Below are 24,515 nucleotides of genomic sequence, written 5' to 3' on the forward strand. Positions count from 1 at the left end.
GGAGCTTATCCGGCCGGGTAGGTTTTCCAGAGTGCGCGTGCGCTTCTCCCGCGGTGTCATCACGATCGCGGCCATCGTCGTCGTGCTCGCGGTGGCGATCTCCGTGGGCCTGTTCAAGCTGCTCAGCAAGGCGCAGCCGCTCGCCCCTCCGGAGGCCTACTGCAGCGTGCGCACCCCGGAGGGCGTCCTCGACCTCGACATCGAGCAGGCGCAGATCGCGGCCACCATCGCCGCCGTCGCGGCGCGCCGCAGGCTGCCCGAGCGGGCCGTGGTGATCGCTTACGCCACGGCGCTCCAGGAGTCCAAGCTCTACAACCTGCCCGGCGGCGACCGCGACTCGGTCGGGGTGTTCCAGCAGCGCGAGTCGCAGGGCTGGGGCAAGAAGAAGCAGCTCATGGACCCGGTCTACGCGACCAACAAGTTCTTCGCGGCACTGGTGAAGGTCAAGAACTACCGGAAGATCCCGCTGGCCGAGGCCGCCCAGGAGGTGCAGCGCTCGGCGGGCGGCTACGCCTACGCCCCGCACGAGGAGGACGCCAAGATCCTCGCCGCGACGTTCACCGGCCGGGTGCCGCGCGCCCTCCACTGCTGGTACCCGCCGGCCAAGGGGGAGACGGCGCCGCCGAAGCCCAAGGCCACCGAGGCGCGCCGCCAGCTCGCGCGGGCCATCGGCGACCCGGCCGTCACGAGCACGCGCCGCGGATGGCTGATCGCGGCCTGGTCGGTGGCGTACGCGCAGAAGTACGGACTGAGCCGGGTGGGGTTCAGCGGCGCGGTGTGGAAGAACGACGCGAACGTGGAGGGCTGGAAGGCCGGCGGCAAGGCCGGCGACGCCCAGGTGGAGCTGTCGTAGCCGGACGCGCCCGGGTCAGGTGGCGCGGCTGACGATGGCGATGGAGCCGGGGGCCAGCGGGCTGGCGTAGCTGGCGGTCCACGAGCCGCCCTGGATCCGCTCGAAGGACAGCAGCCTGCCGTCGGAGGCCCGGTAGTCGGCGAAGTCGAGCAGGCCGCGCTCCGGCAGGCCGGTGTCGCCCTCGCACCGGAAGGCCGCCGTGCCGCGCTCGATGGGGAAGAACTCGACGCCCTCCATGATGAGCATGCTCTTGGCGGGGACCATGCCCTGCGTGGGCACCTCGGTCCACATGAACACCTCCAGGTGCGGCGGGTCGCCCTGGCGCACCTCGACCGACAGCCACTGCCGGCGGCGGGCGACGTCGCGCAGGAGGAACTCCGTCCACTCGTGCCCCTGCCAGGAGACGAACACGGCGCCTAGCACGCGCGCGGGCGAGCCGTGGACCTCGATCCCGTCGCCGACCTTGATCGTGCGGGGGTCGGCGTAGTCGGACCCGGCATACAGCACCACGCCCACCGGCGCCGGCAACGGGGTCTCGAGGGGAGCGACCTCGACCGGCGGCTCGGCAGTCCGGCCCTTCCTGCCCTGGCGCATGACGACCAGGAAGGCCACCAGCAGCAGCAGGAGGACGGTGGCGATGCTCAGTCCGAGTACGACCATGGCGGTCATGCCCATAGCTCAGCTCGCTCCACTCGCGGTCTGTCTCGGCGAGCGCCTTTGTCAACGCCCTGAGTAACGCCCTTATTGACATGTACGCGCCCGCCGGCGGGGCGGGCTGTGCCGGGATCCTACTGGAGGCGGCGTACCGCCGCATCGACGCGCTCGTCGGTGGCGGTCACCGCGATGCGCACGTGCTGCCCGCCCGCCGCTCCGTAGAATTCCCCTGGCGCGACCAAAATACCGATATCAGCGAGCTTGCCGACCTGATCCCACGATTTTTCTCCGTTGGACGCCCAGAAGTAGAGACCGGCTGTCGAATGGTCGATGCGCCAGCCGGCCGCCTCCAGCGCCGGGCGCAGCCGCGCGCGGCGGGCCGCGTAGAGCTCCCGCTGCTCGTCGGCGTGCCCGTCGTCGGCCAGCGCGGCGGCCATCGCCGCCTGCACCGGGGCCGGCATGATCATGCCCGCGTGCTTGCGGACCTCCAGCAGGCGCTTCACCAGCGCCGGGTCGCCCGTGACGAAACCCGCTCGGTAGCCGGCCAGGTTGGACCGCTTGGAGAGCGAGTGGACGGCGAGCAGCCCCTCGTGGGAGCCGCCGCAGACGTCGGGGTGCAGGATGGAGACCGGTCGCTCCTCCCAGCCCAGCTCGATGTAGCACTCGTCGGAGGCCACGACCGTGCCGCGCTCGCGGGCCCAGGCCACCACCTTGCGCAGGTGCTCGGCCGGGAGCACGCGGCCCGTGGGGTTGCCCGGCGAGTTGATCCACACCAGGTCGGGGCGCTCGGGGCCGAGCGCCAGCAGGCCGTCCGAGGCCAGCGTCGAGGCGCCCGCCAGCCGCGCGCCCACGTCGTACGTGGGATAGGCCAGCTCGGGCAGCACCACCCGCTTGGCGCCGAGATAGGTCGGCAGCCAGGCGACGAACTCCTTGGACCCGATCAGCGGCAGCACGTCGTGCTGGTCCACCGTGACCTCGTGCCTGCGCCGCAGCCAGCCCGCCGCCGCCTCGCGCAGCCGCCGGGTGCCGTGCGTCATCGGATAGCCGGGGCTGTCGGAGGCCGCGGTCAGCGCCTCCTGTACCGCCGGGGGCACCGGGTCGACCGGGGTACCGATCGACAGGTCGACGACCCCGTCGGGATGGGCACGGGCGCGCTCCTTGTAGGGCTCCAGCTTGTCCCACGGAAAGTCGGGCAGGGTGTTCACGGAACTCCAGGTCTCGGTGGTGCCGGCGGTACCGCGACGGCGCACGTCACGGCACCGGCGCACACCGTGGCGCCGGGCCGGCCGGGCGACCGCCCACGGCGTACGGGCGGCTAGTCGCCCTCACCCTGAGGCGGCAGCGCCGCGACGACCGGGTGGTCCTTCTCGATCTTGCCGACCTTCGAGGCGCCGCCGGGCGAGCCCAGGTCCTCGAAGAAGTCGACATTGGCCTTGTAGAAGTCCTTCCACTGCTCAGGAAGGTCGTCCTCATAGAAGATGGCCTCGACGGGGCACACCGGCTCGCACGCCCCGCAGTCCACGCACTCGTCCGGGTGGATGTACAACATGCGCTCGCCCTCGTAGATGCAGTCGACGGGGCACTCCTCGATGCACGCCTTGTCCAGGACGTCCACGCAAGGCTGCGCGATGACGTAGGTCACCTCGAGCTCCTTCTTCTCCGCCACCATGGCTGAATCTGACCGCGGTTTGCTAGGCCCTAGTATTGCCGTGCTTGTCGGCTGGCCGAAACGGAGGGTGGCAAACTCATGGCCGCTCGTCTGGTGATCAGCGTCACAAGTGCCGACGTGGGCGCCCGGATCACCACGCGCAGACGGGTTCCCGGCGGGTTCAGCGACGCGGTCGGCGTCCTGGAATCGTGGGAGCACGGCGTGTTGCGGGTGCGTAAAAGGGACGGCACGCTCGTGGAGATCTCCGAGGAGAGTCTGGTGGCGGCCAGGATCGTACCGGCCGCGCCTCCTCGACCTGGGCGTCCGTAGCGGCGAGTATTCGCCGTGTGACCGTACGTATGTGTGCCGCCGCGGCAGCCATCCTCGTCAGCGCCGGGTGCGGCGCGTCCACCACCAGCACGCCGTCCAAGCCGCTCCCGCCGGTGAACGCGCGGGCCCTCTCCCTCAAGGAGGGCTTCGGCGACATGGACCGGCTCGTGGCGGCGGCCCGCCAGGAGGGGTCGCTCACCGTGATCGGGCTCCCCCACGACTGGGTGAACTACGGGGGCATCCTCGCCGCCTTCACCGACAAGTACGGCGTCAAGGTGAACGAGCTGGAGCCGAACGCCAGCAGCGCCCGCCAGCTCCAGGCGGCGGTGCAGCCCAAGCCCGACGTGTACGACCTCACGCTGGACGTGGCGGTGGCCCACGCCGGCCACTTCTCGCCGTACAAGGTGGCGGGCTGGCAGGACCTGCCGGACGACGTCAAGGACCCGACCGGCGCCTGGTACGCCGCCTACGGCTCGTACATGTCGATCGGCTACGACCCGCGCGTCCCCGCGCCCACCTCGTTCGCCGACCTCACCAAGCCCGGCTACACGGTCGCGCTCGACGGCGACCCGCTGCGCGCGGAGGCGGCCTTCGACGGCGTCATGGCGGCCTCGCTGGAGCGCGGCACGCCCCACCCGCGGCGCGGGGTGGAGCTGTTCGGCAGGCTCGGGCACGCCGGGCGGCTCACCGAGCCCGCCAAGGCGAACGTGATCGTGAGCTGGGACCACGTCAACGCCCGCCGCGCCGCGCAGAACCCCGACGGATGGAGGGTCACGATCCCGAAGGACGCCCCGCTCGGCTCGTACCACGTGCAGGCCATCTCCAAGACCGCGCCGCACCCGGCCGCGGCCCGGCTGTGGGAGGAGTTCCTCTTCTCCGACGAGGGCCAGAATCTGCTGCAGCGCGGGTACGCCCGGCCGGCGCGCGCGGAGGCCATGCTCATGCGCGGCAAGCTCGACACCGAGCAGGCCGCCAAGCTGCCCGTCCCGCCCGGACCGCCGGTCCTGCTCACGATCCCGCAAACCGACGCGGGAAAGTCCTACCTGAAGAGAGAATGGACAAAGAGCGTCCGGTGAGACCGATGTGACTCGGTATGTCATAGCGACGCTCAGCCTCTAAAGTGAACGGACAGCACGGCCACGGGGGCCCGATGTCTGACGAATGTGAGCTGATCGTCTTGCGATATGACGCACCGAGCTTGGAGCGGTGGAGCAGTCGCGCCTACGACGGCAGTTTCGGCTACGTCTCCACCCAGGGCGCTCCCCTGGTCGACCTGCTGGATCCGCGGCCCGGGGAGCGCGTGCTCGACCTCGGCTGCGGCACCGGCGTGCTGACGGCCCAGATCGCCGCGCGCGGCGCCGAGGTGCTCGGCATCGACGGCTCCCCCGCCATGATCGAGAAGGCGCTCGCGCAGCACCCCGGCATCGACTTCATCATCGGCGACGGCCACGACTTCACCGTCGTCCAGGCCTACGACGCCGTCTTCTCCAACGCCGCGCTCCACTGGATGAGCCGCGACCCGGCCACCGTCATCGCCAACGTCCGCGAGGCCCTGGTCCCGGGGGGCCGGTTCGTCGCCGAGATGGGCGGGGCGGGCAACTGCGCCGAGCTGACCGCCGCCATGCTGACGGCCTGGCGCGAGTACGGGCTGCGCGAGCCCGACCTGCCCTGGTACTTCCCCACGCCCGCCGAGTACGCCCGCCGCCTGGAGCAGGAGGGCTTCGTGGTGCGGCTGCTGGAGTACTTCGACCGTCCCACGCCCCTTGAGGAGTGCCCCGGCGGAGCCGCCGACTGGGTGCGGATGTTCGCCTCCTCGGTCATCGAGGGGCTGCCTCCGGAGGTCGTCGCGCCGCTGCTGGGGCGGGTCAACGAGCTGGCCGCGCCCGCGCTGCGCAGGGAGACGGGCTGGATGGCGGATTACGTGCGCCTGCGCTTCGCCGCTGTCCGGCGCTGATGCGTAGTCCATGATGCGTAGGGCTGTTTTGCCGGACTATGGTCTGTTCCGTGGGCGGCGAGACTGTGCCCGCACCGCGATACGCACGTTTTGATCAGCTTGACGAGCCTTGCGACGACACGGCGGCGTGAGGGGCCGGTGAACGGAACGGGATGAACTTCTGCCTGAGCGACCTCGTACCACCGTTGAGGTGGAGCGACGCGTCCACGATCACGCTGCTCACCGGGCAGCCGGACCTTCCGGACGCCTGGTGGCGCAGCCTGCCGCTGCCCCGCGTCCTCGCGGTCATCGGGCCGGAGGCGCTGGGAGAGCTGCTCACGGAGATCGCGCTGGAGCAGTGGCCCGCCGCCGCCGTGGGTGACATCCTGCCCGCGCTGCACGTGCTGGATCCCGAGGAGGCGGACGAGCCGCACGTCGCCATCGCACTCGACCGCGCCGGCTCGTGGGCGGGACTGCTCGCCCTGACCGGCCGGGAGCTGGTGGACCAGCCGTTCATCCAGGCGCGGGCGGTGCTGGGGACGCTGTTCTCCGCGGTGTTCGCCCGGGTGTCCCCTCTGCCCTCCACCGCTGCCGCGTCCGTCGTGCCGGCCGCATCCGTCGTGCCGCCCGTGCCCGCCGCCGCCTCGCCCGCCGTCGCCTCGCCCGTCGTGGCAGAGCCCGTCGTGGGCGGGCCCGCGCCCGAGCCGGTGGAGGCGCCGGTCGAGGCCGTGGACGCCGCCGAGTCCGAGGAGCCCGAGCCGGAGGCCGTCGAGGCTGAGCTGGAGGCCGTCGAGGCCGAGGCTGAGGCGGCTGAGGCTGAGGCCGGGCCCGATGTGCCGGAGATCGTGGACGAGGTCGCGGACTCCGAGGCCGAAGAGATCGCGGAGCCCGAACCCGTGGATCACGAGGCCGCGGATCACGAGGCCGCGGAGGCGCACGCGGAAGAGCCTGAGGCCGTGGAGCCGCAGGAAGAGGAGCCGCAGGACGTCGAGCTCGACGACCGCCGGCAGGAGGGCGACGGCCCCGCGACGGAGGACGACGAGACCGAGGACGACGAGCCGGAGGCCGAGGGCGGGCAGGCGGCGCGGGACCTGTCCCAGCTGATCGAGGCGGCCTTCGCCGGGCTCGACGACAAGAGCTGGGCCGTCGCGCAGAACCGGGTCTTCACCGACGAGCCGTCCGCCGTGGACCAGCTCGCCAAGCTGTTCGCCGTGCCACCGACCGAGATCTCCGAGACCGAGGAGCGGCTGCGGGCCCGCCTCGACCAGTGGCTGGCCAGCGACGAGGCGGCCCCGTACCGGGAGCACCTGGACGAGCTGCGCAGGACGATCGGCCCCGCCGCGCCCCGCGACCGGGTCATCGGAGCCGCGCCCTGGCACGCCAAGGAGATCAAGGCGCTGGAGGTGCCGGCCTGGCAGTTCGTGCTGGCCACCCTGCCGCCCCGGCCCCCGCAGGCAGCCGTGCCCGCCGCCAACGGCGTGCCGGCCGCCCCACCGGCGTCCCCCGCGCCCGAGCTCCCCGTCCGGAAGCCCAGACCGCCCGCGCAGCCCGGACCGCCCGGACCGCCCGGACCGTCCATGTTCCAGGCGTTCATGCCGGCCACGCCGGCGCCCGGGGAGAGCAACGGCGGGTCCGGCGAGCACCACGTGGACGAGCCTCCCGCCGCCGGCCCGCAAGAAGCCGGGCCGCACGAGGCCGGTCCGCACGAGGCCGGCCAGCACGGGAGCGAGCAGCACGGGGGCGAGCAGGGGGGCGGCAAGCCGTACCAGCCGCTGAAGGACGTCTCACAGACACGGCGCTGCTTCCGGCAGCCGGACGGCAGGTGGTGGCTGCGCGTGGACGTGACGGCGGAGCAGCTCGGCGGGGGCGAGTGCGCGCTGCCGACCGGGTTCGCCGCGTACCTGGGGCTGTCGCCCGGCGAGACGCGGACGGTGCGCAGCGCGGCAGGAGAGCTGACGATGACCTGGCACGGCAGACCGGTGCTGGAGTCGGTGGAGCGGCTGCTGGTGGACGTCGGCGCGAAGGAGGGCGGCCACCTGTTCCTCACACTGTCGGACGAGGGCGTGCTGCGGGCCAGGCACCTGCCGGTGGCCGCGCAGGGCGCCGAGAAGATCACCAAGGCGCTCCGCCTGGTCGGCTACACCGCTCCGGGCGGCACCCGCGACCAGGCCGCCCGGGTGATCGCCACCCGGATCGGCCTGACGGGGCCCGTGGCCCTGCCGGATCTGCTGAACCGGCTGCGCGAGCGCGGCGACCGCGACCTGCTCGCCCTGTTGGACTGAGCCGGCGTGCCGCGGCTCGCGATCGGCCCCGGGTTCCCCGGGCGGCTCAGCGCACTGGCTCCGCCGGTGCGCAGGGACGCCGTGGTCGCGTTACGCCGGTTCCTGCTGAACGTGGCGGGCGGCCCGCACCCCGAGCGGGTGCGGGGCGCGCGTGACGCGCGGGTGGCGACGCTGCGCCTGGGCGAGGGCCATCGCGGCGTCGTGGTGCGGCAGCGGGACGTGTACTGGCTGCGCACGGTGCTGCCCGACGCCGAGGCGTGGTCGCACGCCCGGCGGCACCGCTTCGGCATCAACCCCGTCCTGGGCGTCGTGGAGGAGTGGGACGCCGACGCGCTGGAACGGGTGGAGCCGGCGCTGCGCAGGTCGGCGGGCCCGGCGCGGCTGTTCGACCCGATCTGCGACGGCGACCTGCTCGCGCTGGGCATCGACGTGCGGGCGCTGCCCCTGATCCGGCTGATCACCACCGAGGCCGACGTGGACGCGCTCGAACCCCTCCTGCCGCCCACCCAGCACGCCCCCCTGTCCGTGCTGGCCCGTGGCGGAACCCTGTCGGAGGCGTGGCGGGAGCTCGACGGCTGGCGCGCCGTGGACGAGGAGCCGCGCCAGATCGACACGGAGGACCTGCACGCCGCCCTGCGCCGCAGCCCGGACCGGGCGGCGTTCGTCGCCGACAAGGTGGAGCTGGACCGGGTGCTGAGCGCGCCGGAGTGGTGCACGTTCCTGCACCCGCCGCAGCACCGGCTGGCCCACGCCCCCCGCTATGAGCAGCCGCTGCTGGTCATCGGTGGTCCGGGCACCGGCAAGACGCTCGTGGCGCTGCACCGGGCCGCCCATCTGGCCGCGCGGGGCAAGGGGCCGGTGCTGCTGGTGACGTTCTCCCAGAGCCTGGGCGAGGACCTGTCGGCCCGGCTGGACACGCTCATCGCCGACGAGTCCGTGCGCAAGCGGGTCGAGGTGGACAACCCCGAGCGGCTGGCCATGCGCATCGTGAGCGACGCCGAGGGCCGCCGTCCCGCGCTGATCGGGCCGGGGGCCCGGACGCTGGCCGAGCTGACCGACGAGGCGCTCCGGCTGCTGTCGAGGACGACGGGTGACCTGCTTGACGACGTCGATCCGGGACGCAAGCCGTACCGTCACATCGTCGTGGACGACGCGCAGGACTACAGCCCCGCGCAGTGGCGGCTGCTGCGGGCGGCCGCGCCGCACACGCACGACGACCTGTTCATCGTCGGCGACCCGCACCAGCGGGTGACCGACACGAGCGTGGCCCTCGGCGCGCTCGGCATCCCGGCCGAGCAGCGCACGCTGCGGGTCTCCCACCGGCTGCCGCAGGAGCTGCTGACGTTCGCGGTCCGGTTGCGGGGCGGCGGGCCGGTGGACGGGCTGGTCAAGGGTATGTCTCCGTTGTACGGCCTGCGCGCGACGCGCGACGGCGGACGACCGGTGGTGCTGGCCTACGAGTCGCCCGAGGCGGAGCTCGCCGGCCTGGCCGGAACGGTCGGCGCCTGGCTCGCCGAGGGGGTGCCGCCCGGTGAGATCGCCGTGGCCGCGCGCACGCCCGCGCTGGTGCGGGAGGCCCGGCGGGCGCTCGGCGACCGGGAGGTGCGGGTGTCGACGTTCCAGAACCTGAAGGGCCTGGAGTTCGAGAGGGTGGCGGTCATCGGTGTGGCCGAGGGCGTGGTGCCCGAGACGCCGCCCGACGACCCGGCGGCCCGGGCCCGCGCGCTCCAGCGCGAACGCGGCATGCTGTACGTGGCGTGCACGCGCGCGCGATCGATCCTTTACGTCTCCCACTCAGGAAGGGGCAGCCCATTTCTGTCGTTCTGAGCACATAGTCTGAACTGCGGATTTCTTCCCATTGCCGGTTGGACCCGAATGAACCTCAGCCTGAGCGACCTCGCGCCACCTGTGCGCTGGACCTCTCCTGGTCAGGTCGCGCCCATCGTGGAAGATCCCCAGCTGCCAGAGGCCTGGTGGCAGGCGATCCCGCTCGACCGCGCCTGCGCCGTCATCGGCACCCAGGGCGTCGCCGGCCACCTCGCCGACCTCGCCGTGGCCTGCTGGGGCCACCTGCTGCTCGGCGACATCCTGCCGCTGCTGCGCTTCTCCGACCCGGCCGAGGCCGAGCGCACGCCGGAGATGCTGGGCAAGGACGTGGTCCAGAAGCTGTTCGGCGGGGTGTTCGAGCGCCTGCTGGAGCCCGCCGACGCGCCGGCCGTCCCCGTCCGGCGCGACAAGCCGCTGCCCGACCTCGTCGACGGCCTGTTCAGGGCCATGGACGACCGGCAGCGGGCCATCGCCCGCGACCGGCTCTACGCGGTCCAGCGGGTCACCCTGGACGAGCTGGCGCAGCGCTTCTCGGTCACCCGGGAGCGCATCAGGCAGATCGAGCGGGACCTGCGCGACCACGTGGAGGCCTGGCTCGGCGGTCCCGACGCGGTGCCGCTCGTCGCGCACGTCACCTGGCTCCGCGGACGGCTCGGATCCGCCGTGCCGTCCGACGACCTCGCCGCGGCCGTGCCGTGGCACCGCGCGGAGCTGCGGACGCTCGGCATCCCGGCCTGGAGGTTCGTGCGGACGCTGCTGACCGGCTACGAGCAGTCCGAGGGCTGGCTCGTCGCCGGCGGCGCCGAGGAGCTGCGGGAGAAGACGCGCCAGCTCTTCACCGACGGCCCGCGACCGCTCGCCGAGGCCGTCACCATGGTCGCCCAGCTCGGGGTCCGCGAGGATGTCGCCGAGCGCTGGATCAAGTCCGTGCCGCAGCTGCGCGTGCTGGAGCAGCACGTGGTGCCGTGGCCGCGCAGCATCAACGAGAAGGCCGAGGCCGTCCTGGCCGTGGCCGGCAAGCCGCTGCCGCCGGAGGAGATCCAGGAGCGCATCGGCGAGGACTACAGCCTCGTCGGCATCCGCAACCAGCTCACCGCCGACGACCGGTTCCTGCGGGTCGACCGCAACAAGTACGGGCTGACCCGGTGGGGCGGCGACGAGTACCTCGGCATCCGGGAGATGATCGCCCGCGAGATCGAGCGGGCCGGCGGCGAGGCGTCGGTCAGCACCATCGTCACCAACCTCACCTCCCGCTACGACGTCAGCGAGAGCTCGGTCCGCGCCTACTCGGGCGGACCGGGGTTCGAGCGGACCCAGCGGGGCTGGATCCGGGTGGCCGGCACCGCGCCCGCCGGCGGCGCGGCGGAGCCGTACCAGCCGCGCAAGGACGTCTCGCTGACGCGCCGCAGCTTCCGCAGCCGCGACGGGCGGTGGTGGCACCGGGTCGACGTCAACGCCGAGCACCTGCGCGGGTCGGGCTCGCCGCTGCCGACCGGGTTCGCGGCGTACCTGGGCATGGCTCCCGGCGGGCAGCTCACCGCGTCCACGCCGTCCGGGGACGTGGTGGTGAGCTGGCACAACCAGCCCACCATGGGGTCGATCCGCAACGTGCTGGCCGACTTCAAGGCCGGCGAGGGCGACCACGTCTTCCTGACCGTGTCCGACGGCGGCGAGCTGCTGACGCGCTACCTGCCGGCCGCGCCGGTGACGATGCCGCCGCTGAACCGGGCGCTCTACCTCATCGGCTACACCGCGCCGGTGACCTCCGAGGCGGAGGGGCTGCGGCTGATCGGCGCCCGGGTGGGGCTGCCGGACACGGCGACGCGCGACGAGGTGCTGGCCCGGCTGCGGGAGCGCGGCGACCGCGACATCCTCGGCTTCCTGGGCGGCTGAGCGCTCGTGTGCCGGCCTCCCCGGGCCCGGTGCGGGGCGGCGCGGTGATCTCCGGGTCCGGGCGGGCCGGTTAGGCTCGGAGCCATGCTACGGATCCACGACAGCGGGACCGGGACGGTCGAGGAGATCGCCGCCGGGCGGGCACTGCGGACGTACGCGTGCGGGACCGCCGTGACCAGCCGGCCGGACGGGCGGCCGGGGCCGGACGGGGGCGCCGGCGGCTTTCCCGGCGGGCGGCCGGACGGGCGGCCCGGACTCGGTGAGCTGCGGTCGCTCCTGCTGGCGGACCTGATCCGGCGGATCCTCGAACGCGGCAGGGTGCGGGTGGTGGCCTGCTCGCCGCGCGGTCCCGGGGAGGCCGGCACGCAGGCGCTCCGGGACGCCGCCGCGCTGAACTGCCGGCCGGCCGAGCACGCGCCGTCCGTGGCCGAGACGATCCCGTACGTGGTCGAGCTCGTCGGTGCGCTGGTGGAGAGGGGGCACGCCTACGTGGCGCCGGAGGGGCCGGTGTTCTTCGACGCCGGCTCGTTCCCCGGTCTGCCGCCGCTGCCCGCCGGTGAGCGTTCCGAGGGCGGGCGCTCCTCCGCCGACTGGGTGCTGTGGCTTCCTTCGGGCGGCGAGCCGTCCTGGGACTCGCCCTGGGGGCGGGGCGTGCCGGGTCCGCACGTGGTGTGCTCGGCCGTGGCGCTGGGCCTGCTCGGGGGGCGCGTCGACGTCCACGTGGGCGGGGCCGGGCCGCGTCGGCCGTACGAGGATCGTGAGCGCGCCCAGTCCGACGCGGCGGCCGGGCGCGAGGTGGCGCGGCACCGGGTCCACGCGGCGGACGTGCGCTTCGACGACCGCGAGCCGGGCGAGCACGCGCGGGAGGGCGAAGCGCCGCCGCCGGACACGGGGGACGCCGGGGGCGGCGGGGTGTCGCTGGCCGAGGTCGTGGGTGCCGGGCTGGATCCGCTGGCCGTGCGGATGGCGTTCCTGGAGCACCACTACCGGCGGCCGATCGTCCTCACCTGGGACTCCCTGCGTGCCGCCGACCGCGCCGTACGCCACTGGCGGACCCTGGTGGCGGAGTGGTCGGAGTCGCCCAGCGCGCCCATGGCCGCCGAGTACGTCAAGCGCGTCGAGGCCGCGCTCGACGACGACCTGGACACTCCGGGCGCACTGCGGGCGCTGCGGGAGCTGGCGGACGACGCGTCGGTGCCGCCGGGGACGAAGTTCGAGTCGTTCCTGCACGTGGACCAGGTGCTCGGGCTCGACCTGTCCAGCGACATCGGCAGGAGCCGCTGAGACCCTCGCCCCGAGCGCTCCCGCACGGAACGTGATCATGAATGAATGCGCCGTGACAGGCGGATTCGGGAGCTTCCGGAGCCGGTGCGAGCCGGGCGAGAGGAGTGATCAGGGGCTGTCAGACTAAGGGTCCGGCGCGGGAGGACGCGGAGGATCGGAGGTATTCGTGAGGTTGAGGCCCTACGCCTGGCTGCCCTGGCCGTTGCGCTGGCTGGCGCGGGCGCTGACCGTTCTCCTCGCCCTCGCGCTGGTGCTGACGGGCGTCGTCGTCCACACCGTACGGAAGTCCTACCCTCAGGTGGACGGGTCGCTCCGGCTGCCCGGCTTAACCGGGAATGTAGAGATTTATCGCGATAAATCAGGAATTCCGCAGATCTACGCGGACACCTCCGAGGACCTGTTCATGGCGCAGGGGTTCGTGCACGCGCAGGACCGGTTCTGGGAGATGGACTTCCGGCGGCACGTCACCGCCGGGCGGCTGTCGGAGCTGTTCGGCGAGGCGACGCTCGACAGCGACAAGGCGATCCGCACCATGGGCTGGCGCAGGGTGGCCGAGCAGGAGCTGTCCGAGCTGTCCGAGCGCACCCGGCGCTACCTCGACGCGTACGCCAAGGGCGTGAACGCCTGGCTCAAGGCCAACCCCAACGCCTCCGACCGCAGCCTCGAGTACTCCGTGCTCAAGGCGACCGGCGTCGACGCCGAGCCGGAGCCGTGGACGGCCCTCGACTCCGTCGCCTGGCTCAAGGCCATGGCCTGGGACCTGCGCTCCAACATGGAGGACGAGATCGACCGCGCGCTCGCCCTCACCAGGCTGCCGCGTGACCGGGTCGAGCAGCTCTACCCGGGATACCCGTTCGACGAGCACGCGCCGATCGTCACGCGGGGCGCGATCCGGCAGGACCGGTTCGACCAGACGGCCGCGCCGCGCCTGCGCGCGGGCACGCGTCCTCACGGACCGGCCGCCGCCGCGCTCGCCCAGGCCGCGCGGACGCTGGACGCCGTGCCCGGCACGATGAGCACCGCCGAGCGCGACGGCATCGGCTCGAACTCGTGGGTGGTCTCCGGCGAGCACACCAGGAGCGGCAAGCCCCTGCTCGCCAACGACCCGCACCTGTCCGCCGCGATGCCGTCGGTCTGGTACCAGACCGGGCTGCACTGCCGCGAGCTGTCGGAGCGGTGCTCGTACGACGTGACGGGCTTCACCTTCTCGGGCGTCCCCGGCGTCGTCATCGGCCACACCGACAAGATCGCCTGGGGGTTCACCAACCTGGGGCCGGACGTGGCCGACCTGTTCCTGGAGCAGGTGACGGGTGACACGTACCTGTACCAGGGCGAGCAGGTCAAGCTGGAGAAGCGGCAGGAGAAGATCAAGGTGGCGGGCGGCGACACCGTCACCATCGAGGTGCGCAGCACCAGGCACGGGCCGCTGATCAACGAGGTCATGGGCGACGTCAAGCCGTCGGCCGGCGCGAACGCGGTGGCGCTCCAGTGGACCGCGCTGATGCCCGGCCGCACCGCCGACGCGATCTTCGCGCTCAACGAGGCGAGCGACTGGCACGAGTTCCGGGCGGCGGCCGCGCTGTTCGAGGTGCCCGCGCAGAACCTCGTGTACGCCGACACGTCCGGCAACATCGGCTACCAGGCGCCCGGCCGGATCCCGGTGCGCGAGAAGGGCGACGGCACCTGGCCCGTGCCCGGCTGGACGGGCGAGTACGACTGGAAGACCGCGCCCATCCCGTACGACCGCCTCCCGTCGGTGGAGAACCCGCCCGAGGGCTACATCGTCACGGCCAACAACGCCGTCATCGACCCGCGCCGCTACCAGCCGCTGCTGACCAAGGACTGGTCGTACGGCTACCGCTCGCAGCGCATCACCGACCGGCTGCGGGAGGCCATCGCCAAGGGCGACGTGGACGCCTCGACCATGTCCTCGATCCAGCAGGACACCCGCAACGGCCTGGCGGAGACCCTGGTGCCGGCCCTCATGGACGTGGAGCTCGCCGGGGCCGCCGTGCAGGCCAGGGAGCTGCTGAAGGACTGGGACGGCTCGCAGGGCGTCGACTCCGCGCCCGCCGCGTACTTCAACGCCGTCTGGCGCCACCTGCTGAGCGCCACCTTCGACGACGACCTCCCCGAGGGCGCCCGCGCGAGCGGCGGCGACCGGTGGTACGTGGTGGTGCGGCGGCTGCTCGACACGCCCGACGACCCGTTCTGGGACGACACCACCACCAAGGGCCGCACGGAGACCCGCGACGACATCCTGCGGCAGGCCATGGCCGACGCCTACCAGGAGGTGTCGGAGCTGCTCGGCCCCGACGTCCGCGCCTGGCGCTGGGGCGACCTGCACCGGCTCACGCTCACCAACGCCTCGCTCGGCACCTCGGGCATCGCGCCGGTGGAGGCGCTGTTCAACCGGGGCCCGCTCAGGGTGGCGGGCGGCAAGGACGCGGTGGACGCCACCGGCTGGAACGTCGCCAAGGGGTACGCGGTCACGTCGGTGCCGTCGATGCGGATGGTGGTGGACCTGGCGGACCTGGACAAGTCCCGCTGGATCAACCTGACGGGCGCCTCGGGTCACGCCTTCCACGCCAACTACTGGGACCAGGCGGAGACCTGGGCCAGGGGCGAGCTGCTGCCGATGCGCTCCAAGCCGGACTCGGTCAAACAGGCCGCCGTCCACACCCTTCGCCTGCGCCCCTGACCCGGTCGTCGTTGACGGCCCGGCCGGGTCTGGCGACGGCCGGTCAGCGGGCCAGGGCGGGCGGCTCGCCGGGGAGGATGCCGGGATCGGGGGTCCGCAGGCCGTCCAGGACGACCTGGAGGTTGCGGTCCCACTGGCGGGCGCCCGCCTGGAGGCCCAGGGTGTGGGGTCCGGTGGAGGACGCGGCCACCATGAGGAACGCCACGTCCTCCCAGGTCACGTCCGCACGCATCACTCCGGCCCGCTGGGCGCGCTCCACCAGGAGCCGGATGCGGTCGCGCAGCTCGGCCCGGGAATGGTCAAGGACGTCGCCGAGGCGCTTGTTGACGTCGCACAGCTCGTTGCGAAGGCGAATGTAGGACAGGGCGAACGTCGTGAAGCCCGCCCAGGGGTCCGGATCGGCCATGCCCTCGTCGCCCTTGGCGACGATCTCCCCCAGCACCTCGCTGAGGACCGCCTCCAGCAGGGCCTCGGGTGAGCCGACCCGGCGGTAGAACGTGCCGATGCCCACACCGGCGCGGCGCGCGATCTCGTGGGCGGTGATCTCGCCGCCCTCGGCGGCGGCCTGACGGGCGGCGACCACGAGGCGCTCCACGTTGCGCCGGGCGTCGGCGCGCGGGCGTCGGCCGGAGCCGTCGTCCAGGAGCCGGTCCACCGCGAGTGCTGTTGCCGTCATGCCGCCAGCCTAGCGACAAGTGGACCGATCTGGTCCGATTTAAGTGGACAGGTTGCGTCCGATTGTACTAGCGTCCGGATCTGGACAGAAAGTGTCCATTTAGCTTCGGGAACGCGAGGTCGATCATGCCCAGGATTCCGTCAGGCCCGATGAAGATCACCGCGCTGGCCGCCGGGTTCGTCATGGCCAGCCTGGACACCACCGTCATGCAGGTCGCCGGGCCCACGATCCAGGAACGCCTGCACGCCTCCCTCTCCCAGCTCACCTGGGCCGTGGACGGCTACGTCCTCACCTTCGCCGCCCTGCTGATGCTGGCCGGCGGCCTGGCGAACCGGGTCGGCGCGAGACGGGTCTACCTGTGGGGCATGGGGATCTTCGGGGTCGCGTCGCTGGCCTCCGCGGCGGCACCGGGCATCGAGGTGCTGATCGCGGCGCGGCTCCTGCAGGGGGCCGGGGCGGCGCTGTTCATGCCGAGCTCCCTCGCGCTCCTGGTGCGCGCCTTCCCGGACGCGCGCGAACGCACCAAGGTGCTGGGCGTCTGGTCGGCGATCGTCTCCTCGTCCATGGCGCTTGGCCCGACGGTCGGCGGCATCATGGTCGGCGCGTTCGGCTGGCCGAGCATCTTCCTGATCAACCTGCCGATCGGCATCGCGGGCATGCTCCTGACCCGCCGGTACATCGCCCGGACAGAGGGCGAGGCCCGGCCGCTGGCGGCTCCCGGGCACGCCGCCGTCATCGTGGGGCTGGCGGGCATCAGCTTCGCGCTGATCGAGGGGCCGCAGCTCGGCTGGGACGCGGCCCCGGTGATCGGCGCCGTCGCCGCCGCCGCGATCGCCGCCGTCGTGCTCATCGGCCGCGAGCGCCGCACCGACAACCAGGTGATGCCGTGGGCGCTGTTCCGCGGCGCCCGCTTCGCCGGCGCCAACGCCGTGGGCTTCCTGTTCAACGCCGCCTTCTACGGGTCACTGTTCATGCTCGGCCTGTACGTCCAGCACGCCCGCGGCGCGACCCCGCTCCAGGCCGGGCTGGAGATCCTGCCTCTGACGATCTTCATCCCGGTCAGCAACATCGTCTTCGCCCGCGTCTCCGGGCGCATCGCGGCCGGTCCGCTGCTGGCCGGCTCCTTCCTGGTCGCGGGAGCGGCCTCGCTGGCCCTGGTCGCGCTGTCGCCCTCCACCCCGTACTGGGCACTGGCCGTCGCCCTCGGCCTGACCGGCGTCGCGGGCGGCTTCATCGCCCCCGCCTTGACGGCGGCCACGGTGAACGCGGCGGGCACCCGCCACGCCAACACCGCCGGTTCGGTCCTCAACGCCAACAGGCAGATCGGCTCCCTGCTCGGCATCGCCTCCATCGGCGCCGTGCTGGCCGTCACCCCCGGCTGGACCGCCGGAGCGGCTCTGTCGTTCCTCCTGGTCGGCGCCGCCTACACCGCCGGAGCCCTGATCGCCTGGCGCCTCATCCACCTGCCCGAACGCCGGGAAGCCACCGCCGCGGCCACTCCCGCCGCGGCCACTCCCGCCCCCGAGCCCCAGCCCCGCCCCGCCCGGGAGGCGTCCCGGCCGGCCCGGTCACACCCGTAGCTCGACGCGCTCCCCGCCGACCTCCGACGGCCGGTCTCCGCCGACCTCCGGCACCGGCACGGGCTCCTTGCCGCCGGCCGGGATGAAGGTGCGGGATTCGCCTACCGCGAGGTCCCACAGGTCGTCGCGGGCCAGGCCGTGAGCCTCCCACTCCTGACGCGCCCGCTCGATCGGCGCCAGCAGCGGCTCACTCGACAGGACGAACGTCCCCCAGTGCATGGTGGCCATCCGCCGGGCCCCCACGTCCAGGCAGCCGCGCACGGCCTCCGCCGGGTCGACGTGGGCGGCCTTGGCGAACCAGTGCGGGTCGTACCCGCCCACCGGCATGAGGGCCAGGTCGAGTCCCGGGTAGCGCTCGCCGATCTGTGCCAGCCGCTCGCCGTACCCGGTGTCGCCGGCGAAGTAGACGGAGCCGCCGATCACCCACCCGCCCCACAGCGTCCGGCAGGTGTCGAAGACGCCGCGCCGGCTCCAGTGGTGGGCCGGGACGAAGTCGAGCGTGACGCCGCCGACGGTGGCGGACTCCCACCAGTCGAGCTCGGTCACGTCGGTGAAGCCGCGCCGGTCGAACCAGGGCTTCAGCCGGGCGGGGACGAACATCGGCGTGTTCCTCGGCAGCTTGCGCACCGTGGGGGCGTCCAGATGGTCGTAGTGGTTGTGACTGATCACGACGGCGTCGATCTTCGGCAGGTCGCTCCAGGCCACCCCCGGAGGCGTGAGGCGTCCCCGCACGCCGGGGATCTTGCGCGACCACACCGGGTCCGTCAGGATCGTCAAGCCCTCGACCTGCACCACGAACGTCGAGTGGCCCACCCACGTCACCATGGTCTCGCCGTCGGCCGGGCGGGGCAGGCCGCCCTCGCGGCGCACCGGGATGAGGTCGGCGTCGCCGACATCGGGGCGCAGACCTCCGTTCCAGGTGACGCTCAGCAGCTCCCGGTATTCGGGGAGGGGGGCGGTGAGTCGGTCCTTGAAGCTGTCCGGCCACTTTCGCGGAGGAACGGGGGAACTCGTCATGATCCGCTCCTGCCCTGGGTGACGGATCAGTCACGTATGCCGCTTCTCACCTGCGCGCCCGCGGGTCCGGTGGTGCTCGCGTTCAGAGCACGGGCGGGCGTCTGCGCCAGCGTGGGGGCGCGTGCGGGTAGCCGCCGTCGTCGAGCCCCGCCAGGCGCTCGAACACGTTGTACGACGCCTGATGCCCGCACACGACCACCGAGACCAGCATGGAGACCACGTACAGCGGCAGCATGGGCAGTCCCGCGCACCAGGCCCACTGGGTGGCGTGCCGCCCCTCGTGCAGGACGAGCCGCTCGTCGAGCTCGGGCCTTCGGGTGAGGACGACGTTGCCCACGGTGAACGCGCCCGCGATGGGGAAGCGGTAGCGGTAGCCGTGAGCGAGGATGAGCCCGTTGGGTCCGGGCTGCCTGGAGGCTCCGCCGATGACGGAGATGAGCAGACCGAGCGGAGTGGAGAGATTGACATAGTTCGCCACCCGCCGGAACCGATAGCGCCCGTTCATACGTCTCAGTCTTGACCAATCTTGACAAGTCGGAATAATGATCTGAGTCCTGAAATCTCCCCTGAGAGCAGGATCATGAGATTGACGACCCTGGGCGCGCTGCTCGGTGCGCTGGCCTTGGCCGGCGCCGGCGGCATCGCCATCACGCAGACTTCAGCGACCGATCCCCTGGGCTTATCCGACCCCCCTCTCCGCGTGGTGGTGGCGTCCACCGCCACGCCCACTCCCTCGTCGTCCTCGACGCCCACAGTCGGGACGTACACCGCGAAGACGAAGGTCGTCAAGAAGGACGGCGTTTCCCATCTGAACGTCTCCATCACGTACGACGGCGCGGCCCGCTTCACCGTCAGGCAGAAGGTGTGCAGAGGCAGGTCCTGCAGGACGGCCACCACCGAGCTGCCCGTGACCACCGGCGCCGGGCAGGTCACCAAGAAGCTCGGCAAGGGCACGTACAAGGTACGGGGCAAGCCGAAGGTGAAGGCCAAAGCCCTGCCGTGGCCCACGCGGACCGTGACGGCCACTCCCACGGCTGCCCCCGCGGAGACGGTGACGGTCACCGCCACCCCGGAGCCCGCCGGCACCGTCACGATCACGGCGACGGAGACCGCCACGGAGCAGGTCACGACGACCGTCACGGCCCCGGCCGAGACGGTCACCCAGACCGCGCCCGCCGAGACGGTGACGGCCACGGTGACGTTCACATGCCGGCCGTCCACGGAGACGCCCGTGCCGGAGGTGCCGTCGGAGGGCGTATCCACGTCCACGACGCCGTCGCTCACGCCGCCCTCGGCCACGCCGGCCCCGGAGGCCCCGGAGGCCCCGACGCCGACGGACACGGCCGCCACGCCGCCGGCCGACACGGTCTCGCCCACGGACACGGGCGGACCGACGGACACGCTCACGCCCACCGACACAATCACGCCCACCGACACGGGCTCTGTCCCGGCGGAGCCCGTGCCCGCCTGCCCACCGGCCACGGAGCCCCCCGCGGAGCCTCCGTCCGTGTCGCCCACGCCGGAAACCACACCGCAGGCGGCCACGACGACCGCCCCGCCCACCCAGGCGCCACCGCAGTGAACCCTTCCCCATGACCACCACCCCGGAGGACCCGGCCCTTGATACCGGCACCGGCTACTCCGGGGTGGGTTCGGGGTGTCCCGAGAGACATCCCCGGCCAAGGACCGCCACGGTGGCGGCTCACGTCGCGCGCGTAGCGGCGCCCGGCCCCGCACGCCGGAGGAGCGTACCCCTGGACGGACGCCCGCCACGTGCGGCGACCGGGCCCTCCCGTGCTCTGCCGTAAAAGTTGGGCTGTAAGAGCTGTGCCGTAGTCAGGAGAGGGAGCTGTACCGGCCGTCGTGGTACAGAAGGGGAGCGCCGTCGGAAGGGCTGCCGAGATGGGTCACCGTGCCGACGATGATCGAGTGGTCGCCGCCCGGATGGACCGCCGACGTCGTCGCCTCCAGTGTCGCGATCGCCCCGTCGAACAGTGCCACCCCCGCCGGCGACCGGTGGTGCGGCCAGCGGGCGAGCTGGCCGTCGAGCGCACGGCCGCGGTGGGCGAAGAAGCGTGAGGTGTCCTCCATGGACGCCGGGAGCACCGACACCCCCCACACCCCCGCCTCCAGCACCGCCGCGTGGAAGCGGGCCACCTTCTCGGCGCAGAAGAGCACCAGCAGGGGATCCAGCGACACGGACGTGAACGAGTTGACGGTCATCGCGTGATCCACCTCGCCGACGCGGGTCGTGACGACCGCGACTCCGGTGGCGAACCTCCCGACGACCTTCCGGTACGTCTGCCGGTCCACGTGCCGCTTGAGGGAATCATGGTGCACGGATGTACTTTACGTCGGGTTTCGCGGCACCTGCCCGCGCAGCAGCCACGAGCCGCGCGACGACGCCGGCGACAGCAGGAAGGCGGCCACCACCGCGACCATGCCCCCGTACAGGTAGACATAGCCGGCGGCGCCCCCCGAGATGACCAGATCGCCCTGCGAGAGCGGGAACGAGAACGGCATCGACACCAGCAGCCAGCCCGCGGCCGTCACCGCCGCACCGGCCCGGGACCGCAGCATCCTGCCCGCCCCCAGGCACACGGCGAACAGCACCAGCAGCCAGCCGATCGCCGCGACCGGGACGGGGCCGGCGTGCCAGGCGGCCTGCGTGAACCCGCCGACGACGCCCATGACCACCCCCAGCACGAACAGCATGCCGTAGGCCGCGCCTCCCAGCGCCGACTCACCCTGGCCGCGTCGCTCCGTGTCGAAGCCGCCTTCCTCCATGGGTGATGAGGTTAGTGGATCCCGGCGAACAGGTCGTTCTCGCGGTTGTGGGGCTCCCCGAGGCCGCCCGCCTCGGCCGGGGCGCCCGGCAGCGCGGGCCCCGGCACCCCGATGGCCAGCACGAAGTGCTCGACCCCGAGCGCCTCCTGCCCGATCCCGTTCGACAGCGCGAACCACGGCTCCCGCACCGTGACCTGCGTCTCGTGGGCCCGCAGGGCCGCCAGCTTGGCCCCCACCCACGGCCGCGCGTCGATCTCCGTGGTGATCGCCTCGTCGGGGCTGCCGAACGGCACGTCGTCCACGTCCTCGGCGATGAAGCCCGAGCGCGTCTCGCGCAGCGCCTCGGCCGTGCGCCGCATCACGGACCTGGCCGCGGCCGTGTGGTACAGCTTGGCGATCTGCCACGGCTCGCCCTCCCCGAACCCCGCGTCCGCGGCCAGCGCGAACGCCCGCCACGACACCCGGTGCGCCTGGATGTGGTCGGGGTGCCCGTAGAAGCCGTTGGCGTCGTACGTCACGAGCACCTGGGGCCGCACCTCGCGGATGACCTTGACCAGCTCCCCGGCGGCCTCGTCCAGGTCGGCCTGCCAGAACGCGGTGGGACGGTCGTTCGAGGCGACGCCCATCATCCCCGAGTCGCGCCAGCGTCCCGGACCGCCGAGGAAGCGGTGGTCGTGCACCCCCAGCGCCGCGCACGCCGCGGCCAGCTCGCCGATCCGGTGTGGCCCGAGCGCGTCGTCGCGGTCGGCGGCCAGGTGCGCGAGGTGGCCGGGGATGACCTCGCCCTCCTCGCCGAGCGTGCACGTCACGAGCGTGACGTGGACGCCCTCGGCCACGTAGCGGGCCATGGTGGCGCCGGTGCCGATCGACTCGTCGTCGGGGTGAGCGTGAACGAGCAGCAGCCGTCGATCGGTCATGAGTCAGAGCGTAACCAACAGCCGCCTCCTGGCAGGATTGGGCCCATGAGTGAGAGCTTCCCGCGTCTGTCGGCCAGGACCCGCCGGTTCACCCTCGGGGTGCCCAGGGGCTTCACGATCTCCCCCGACGGCTCCAGGGTGGTGTTCCTGCGGACGAAGGCCGGCACCGACCCGGTCACCTGCCTGTGGGAGCTCGACACCGAGACCCACGTCGAGCGGCTGGTCGTCGACCCGCGTGCCCTCGACGCCGACGAGGGCGACCTGCCGCCCGAGGAGCGCGCCCGGCGCGAGCGCAGCCGTGAGCAGGCGGGCGGCGTGGTCGCCTACAGCACCGACGCCGCGGTGACGGCCGCCGTGTTCGCCCTGGCGGGCGGCCTGTACGTGACGGAGCTGGCGAGCGGCCGGTCGCGCCGCCTTGACGCGCCGGGCGCGGTGATCGACCCGCGCCTGTCCCCGGACGGCCGGCACGTCGCGTACGTGTCCGAGGGCGCGCTGCGCGTCCAGGACCTCGCCTCGGGCGAGGACCGCGCGCTGGCGACGCCGGAGTCCCCCACCGTGACCTACGGGCTGGCGGAGTTCATCGCGGCCGAGGAGATGGACCGGATGCGCGGCCACTGGTGGTCGCCCGGCGGCGACGCGCTCCTGGTGGAGCGGGCCGACGAGGCTCCGGTCCACACCTGGTACATCGCCGACCCGGCCAACCCCGACCGGACTCCGACGGCCCAGCGCTACCCGGCCGCCGGCACGCCCAACGCGGTGACCGAGCTGTTCGTGCTCGGGCTCGACGGCTCGCGGGTGGCGGTGCCGTTCGAGGACGAGTACCTGACCACGGCCGCCTGGGACTCCCACGCGCTGTCGATCGTGACGATGCCGCGCCACCAGAAGGCGCTGCGGCTGTTCGAGGTGGATCCGGCGACGGGCGCCTCGACGCTGGTGCGCGAGGACACGGACCCCGCCTGGGTGGACATCGTCAACGGCGTGCCGGCCCACCTGGACGACGGCTCGCTGGTGTGGGTGGCCTCCGCCGACGGCGGCCACCGCCTGTTCGTCGGCGACCGCGCGGTCACGCCGCCCACGCTGCAGGTGCGGGCCGTGCTCGACGTCGACCACGACAGCGTGCTGTTCAGCGCCAGCGGCGACCCGACCGAGATCCAGCTCTGGACGTGGGACGGCCACTCGCTGCTGCCGGTCTCGACCCGTTCCGGGGTGTTCTCGGGGCGGATGGCCGGCGGCGTCGGCGTGCTCACCGAGCAGAGCCTCGACGCGGAGGGCGTGTCCACGACGGTCGTGCGCCGCGACGGCATGGCCATCCCGATCCCGTCCGTGGCCGAGCGCCCCGGCCTGGACCTGCGGGTCTCGCTCGGCCGTTCCGGCCGCCGCGAGCTGGCCACCGCCGTGGTGCTGCCCTCCTGGCACGAGCCGGGCTCGGGGCGGCTGCCCGTCCTCATGGACCCGTACGGCGGGCCGCACGCCCAGCGCGTGCTCAACCGGCGGGGCGGCTACCTGGAGAGCCAGTGGTTCGCCGAGCAGGGGTTCGCGGTCATCGTGGCCGACGGCCGCGGCACGCCCGGCAGGGGGCCGGCGTTCGAGCGCGAGGTGCTCGACGACCTGGCGACCCCGGCCCTGGAGGACCAGATCGACGCGCTGCACGGCGTGGCCCAGCAGTACCCCGACGACCTCGACCTCGGGCGGGTGGCGATCCGCGGCTGGTCGTTCGGCGGCTACCTGGCGGCGCTGGCGGTGCTGCGCCGGCCGGACGTGTTCCACGCGGCCGTCGCGGGGGCGCCGGTGACCGACTGGCGGCTGTACGACACCTGCTACACCGAGCGCTACCTGGGCCACCCGGACGAGCAGCCGGACGTGTACGACAACTCCTCGCTGTTCGGCGACGCGGCCAAGCTGGAGCGGCCCCTGCTGCTCGTGCACGGCCTGGCCGACGACAACGTGGTGGCCGCCCACACGCTGCGCCTGTCGTCCGCGCTGCTCGCGGCGGGCCGCCAGCACACCGTGCTGCCGCTGTCGGGCGTCACCCACATGACGCCGCAGGAGGTCGTCGCGGAGAACCTGCTGCTGCTCCAGGTCGACTTCCTGAAGCGCGCGCTGGGCGGCTGACACCGGCCCCGGCACCGGAGG

At 72.9% G+C, this 24,515-nt stretch carries 21 protein-coding genes; 12 read left to right on the top strand and 9 right to left on the bottom strand.

From position 1 onward, the window contains the following. Positions 1-31 precede the first annotated feature (31 nt). Positions 32-853, top strand: coding sequence for a hypothetical protein (locus ACIBG4_RS14625; protein WP_310712887.1), 822 nt, complete (start codon positions 32-34; stop codon positions 851-853). A gap of 15 nt (positions 854-868) precedes the next feature. On the opposite strand, the gene ACIBG4_RS14630 is transcribed toward ACIBG4_RS14625, so the two are convergent. The 3 genes from ACIBG4_RS14630 to fdxA form a co-directional block, all read right to left on the bottom strand. Then, on the bottom strand, positions 869-1,522 hold the full coding sequence (locus tag ACIBG4_RS14630; protein WP_397202201.1) for a DUF4178 domain-containing protein: 654 nt from the start codon (positions 1,520-1,522) through the stop codon (positions 869-871). A 119-nt stretch (positions 1,523-1,641) separates the two neighbouring features. Continuing rightward, positions 1,642-2,712, bottom strand: coding sequence for a succinyldiaminopimelate transaminase (dapC, locus tag ACIBG4_RS14635; RefSeq protein WP_397202202.1), 1,071 nt, complete (start codon positions 2,710-2,712; stop codon positions 1,642-1,644). A gap of 110 nt (positions 2,713-2,822) precedes the next feature. Beyond that, on the bottom strand, positions 2,823-3,149 hold the full coding sequence (gene fdxA / locus ACIBG4_RS14640) for a ferredoxin (RefSeq protein WP_310713081.1): 327 nt from the start codon (positions 3,147-3,149) through the stop codon (positions 2,823-2,825). A 105-nt stretch (positions 3,150-3,254) separates the two neighbouring features. On the opposite strand from fdxA, the gene ACIBG4_RS14645 reads away from it, so the two are divergent. The 8 genes from ACIBG4_RS14645 (at position 3,255) to ACIBG4_RS14680 (ending at position 15,405) form a co-directional block, all read left to right on the top strand. Next, positions 3,255-3,485: a hypothetical protein gene (locus tag ACIBG4_RS14645; RefSeq protein ID WP_310712881.1), complete on the top strand. Its 231-nt coding sequence runs from the start codon at positions 3,255-3,257 to the stop codon at positions 3,483-3,485. Positions 3,486-3,502: 17 nt separating this feature from the next. Then, positions 3,503-4,561, top strand: coding sequence for an ABC transporter substrate-binding protein (locus ACIBG4_RS14650; protein ID WP_355444838.1), 1,059 nt, complete (start codon positions 3,503-3,505; stop codon positions 4,559-4,561). Between the two features lie 74 nt (positions 4,562-4,635). Beyond that, a complete protein-coding gene (locus ACIBG4_RS14655) occupies positions 4,636-5,439 on the top strand; it encodes a class I SAM-dependent methyltransferase (RefSeq protein ID WP_397202203.1) in 804 nt (267 codons plus the stop codon). A 152-nt stretch (positions 5,440-5,591) separates the two neighbouring features. Continuing rightward, a complete protein-coding gene (locus ACIBG4_RS14660; RefSeq protein WP_397202204.1) occupies positions 5,592-7,700 on the top strand; it encodes a hypothetical protein in 2,109 nt (702 codons plus the stop codon). A gap of 6 nt (positions 7,701-7,706) precedes the next feature. Then, positions 7,707-9,527 (top strand): UvrD-helicase domain-containing protein, encoded by a 1,821-nt coding sequence (locus ACIBG4_RS14665; protein WP_310712875.1) that lies wholly within the window; start codon positions 7,707-7,709, stop codon positions 9,525-9,527. Positions 9,528-9,575: 48 nt separating this feature from the next. Continuing rightward, positions 9,576-11,420: a sigma factor-like helix-turn-helix DNA-binding protein gene (locus ACIBG4_RS14670; RefSeq protein ID WP_397202205.1), complete on the top strand. Its 1,845-nt coding sequence runs from the start codon at positions 9,576-9,578 to the stop codon at positions 11,418-11,420. A gap of 84 nt (positions 11,421-11,504) precedes the next feature. Continuing rightward, complete coding sequence (locus ACIBG4_RS14675; RefSeq protein WP_397202206.1) at positions 11,505-12,704, top strand: cysteine--tRNA ligase; 1,200 nt, start codon at positions 11,505-11,507, stop codon at positions 12,702-12,704. A gap of 166 nt (positions 12,705-12,870) precedes the next feature. After that, positions 12,871-15,405 (top strand): penicillin acylase family protein, encoded by a 2,535-nt coding sequence (locus ACIBG4_RS14680; RefSeq protein WP_397202207.1) that lies wholly within the window; start codon positions 12,871-12,873, stop codon positions 15,403-15,405. 43 nt (positions 15,406-15,448) lie between these two features. Here ACIBG4_RS14680 and ACIBG4_RS14685 read toward each other — a convergent pair whose 3' ends face one another. After that, the gene (locus ACIBG4_RS14685; protein ID WP_397202208.1) at positions 15,449-16,081 is read right to left on the bottom strand and encodes a TetR/AcrR family transcriptional regulator; all 633 of its coding nucleotides are present in this window, start codon (positions 16,079-16,081) and stop codon (positions 15,449-15,451) included. Between the two features lie 149 nt (positions 16,082-16,230). Between ACIBG4_RS14685 and ACIBG4_RS14690 the strand changes: the two genes are divergently transcribed. After that, positions 16,231-17,661: an MFS transporter gene (locus ACIBG4_RS14690; RefSeq protein ID WP_397202209.1), complete on the top strand. Its 1,431-nt coding sequence runs from the start codon at positions 16,231-16,233 to the stop codon at positions 17,659-17,661. On the opposite strand, the gene ACIBG4_RS14695 is transcribed toward ACIBG4_RS14690, so the two are convergent. Further along, positions 17,650-18,678, bottom strand: a complete 1,029-nt coding sequence (locus ACIBG4_RS14695; protein ID WP_397202210.1) for an MBL fold metallo-hydrolase — start codon at positions 18,676-18,678, stop codon at positions 17,650-17,652. The two genes, ACIBG4_RS14690 and ACIBG4_RS14695, sit on opposite strands and share 12 nt — an antisense overlap. A gap of 82 nt (positions 18,679-18,760) precedes the next feature. Next, positions 18,761-19,183 carry a hypothetical protein gene (locus ACIBG4_RS14700; RefSeq protein ID WP_397202211.1) on the bottom strand — a complete coding sequence of 141 codons (423 nt, stop codon included), beginning with the start codon at positions 19,181-19,183 and terminating at the stop codon, positions 18,761-18,763. 75 nt (positions 19,184-19,258) lie between these two features. Here ACIBG4_RS14700 and ACIBG4_RS14705 point away from each other — a divergent pair, with 75 nt between their 5' ends. Continuing rightward, a complete protein-coding gene (locus tag ACIBG4_RS14705; RefSeq protein ID WP_397202212.1) occupies positions 19,259-20,260 on the top strand; it encodes a hypothetical protein in 1,002 nt (333 codons plus the stop codon). 254 nt (positions 20,261-20,514) lie between these two features. Here ACIBG4_RS14705 and ACIBG4_RS14710 read toward each other — a convergent pair whose 3' ends face one another. Genes ACIBG4_RS14710 through mshB form a run of 3 tightly spaced genes read right to left on the bottom strand, consistent with a single transcriptional unit; the run spans position 20,515 to position 22,382 of the window. Continuing rightward, positions 20,515-21,018 (bottom strand): flavin reductase family protein, encoded by a 504-nt coding sequence (locus ACIBG4_RS14710; RefSeq protein WP_397202213.1) that lies wholly within the window; start codon positions 21,016-21,018, stop codon positions 20,515-20,517. Positions 21,019-21,027: 9 nt separating this feature from the next. Further along, positions 21,028-21,465: a DUF6113 family protein gene (locus ACIBG4_RS14715; RefSeq protein ID WP_310712856.1), complete on the bottom strand. Its 438-nt coding sequence runs from the start codon at positions 21,463-21,465 to the stop codon at positions 21,028-21,030. A gap of 11 nt (positions 21,466-21,476) precedes the next feature. Beyond that, complete coding sequence (mshB, locus tag ACIBG4_RS14720) at positions 21,477-22,382, bottom strand: N-acetyl-1-D-myo-inositol-2-amino-2-deoxy-alpha-D-glucopyranoside deacetylase (RefSeq protein WP_310712854.1); 906 nt, start codon at positions 22,380-22,382, stop codon at positions 21,477-21,479. 45 nt (positions 22,383-22,427) lie between these two features. On the opposite strand from mshB, the gene ACIBG4_RS14725 reads away from it, so the two are divergent. Continuing rightward, positions 22,428-24,494 carry a prolyl oligopeptidase family serine peptidase gene (locus tag ACIBG4_RS14725; protein ID WP_397202214.1) on the top strand — a complete coding sequence of 689 codons (2,067 nt, stop codon included), beginning with the start codon at positions 22,428-22,430 and terminating at the stop codon, positions 24,492-24,494. The last annotated feature ends 21 nt before the right edge of the window (positions 24,495-24,515 follow it).

The sequence above is a fragment of the Nonomuraea sp. NPDC050383 genome (genome assembly GCF_044459125.1).
In the GTDB taxonomy this organism is placed as follows: Bacteria; Actinomycetota; Actinomycetes; order Streptosporangiales; family Streptosporangiaceae; genus Nonomuraea.

Bases quoted from the DNA above. Each gene is read 5' to 3' on its own strand.
- ACIBG4_RS14700 (WP_397202211.1), bottom strand. From the start codon at position 19,183: ATGAACGGGCGCTATCGGTTCCGGCGGGTGGCGAACTATGTCAATCTC.
- ACIBG4_RS14670 (WP_397202205.1), top strand. From the start codon at position 9,576: ATGAACCTCAGCCTGAGCGACCTCGCGCCACCTGTGCGCTGGACCTCT.
- ACIBG4_RS14705 (WP_397202212.1), top strand. From the start codon at position 19,259: ATGAGATTGACGACCCTGGGCGCGCTGCTCGGTGCGCTGGCCTTGGCC.
- ACIBG4_RS14630 (WP_397202201.1), bottom strand. From the start codon at position 1,522: ATGACCGCCATGGTCGTACTCGGACTGAGCATCGCCACCGTCCTCCTG.
- ACIBG4_RS14725 (WP_397202214.1), top strand. From the start codon at position 22,428: ATGAGTGAGAGCTTCCCGCGTCTGTCGGCCAGGACCCGCCGGTTCACC.
- ACIBG4_RS14685 (WP_397202208.1), bottom strand. From the start codon at position 16,081: ATGACGGCAACAGCACTCGCGGTGGACCGGCTCCTGGACGACGGCTCC.
- ACIBG4_RS14695 (WP_397202210.1), bottom strand. From the start codon at position 18,678: ATGACGAGTTCCCCCGTTCCTCCGCGAAAGTGGCCGGACAGCTTCAAG.
- ACIBG4_RS14645 (WP_310712881.1), top strand. From the start codon at position 3,255: ATGGCCGCTCGTCTGGTGATCAGCGTCACAAGTGCCGACGTGGGCGCC.
- ACIBG4_RS14715 (WP_310712856.1), bottom strand. From the start codon at position 21,465: ATGGAGGAAGGCGGCTTCGACACGGAGCGACGCGGCCAGGGTGAGTCG.
- ACIBG4_RS14655 (WP_397202203.1), top strand. From the start codon at position 4,636: ATGTCTGACGAATGTGAGCTGATCGTCTTGCGATATGACGCACCGAGC.
- ACIBG4_RS14675 (WP_397202206.1), top strand. From the start codon at position 11,505: ATGCTACGGATCCACGACAGCGGGACCGGGACGGTCGAGGAGATCGCC.
- mshB (WP_310712854.1), bottom strand. From the start codon at position 22,382: ATGACCGATCGACGGCTGCTGCTCGTTCACGCTCACCCCGACGACGAG.
- ACIBG4_RS14660 (WP_397202204.1), top strand. From the start codon at position 5,592: ATGAACTTCTGCCTGAGCGACCTCGTACCACCGTTGAGGTGGAGCGAC.
- ACIBG4_RS14690 (WP_397202209.1), top strand. From the start codon at position 16,231: ATGAAGATCACCGCGCTGGCCGCCGGGTTCGTCATGGCCAGCCTGGAC.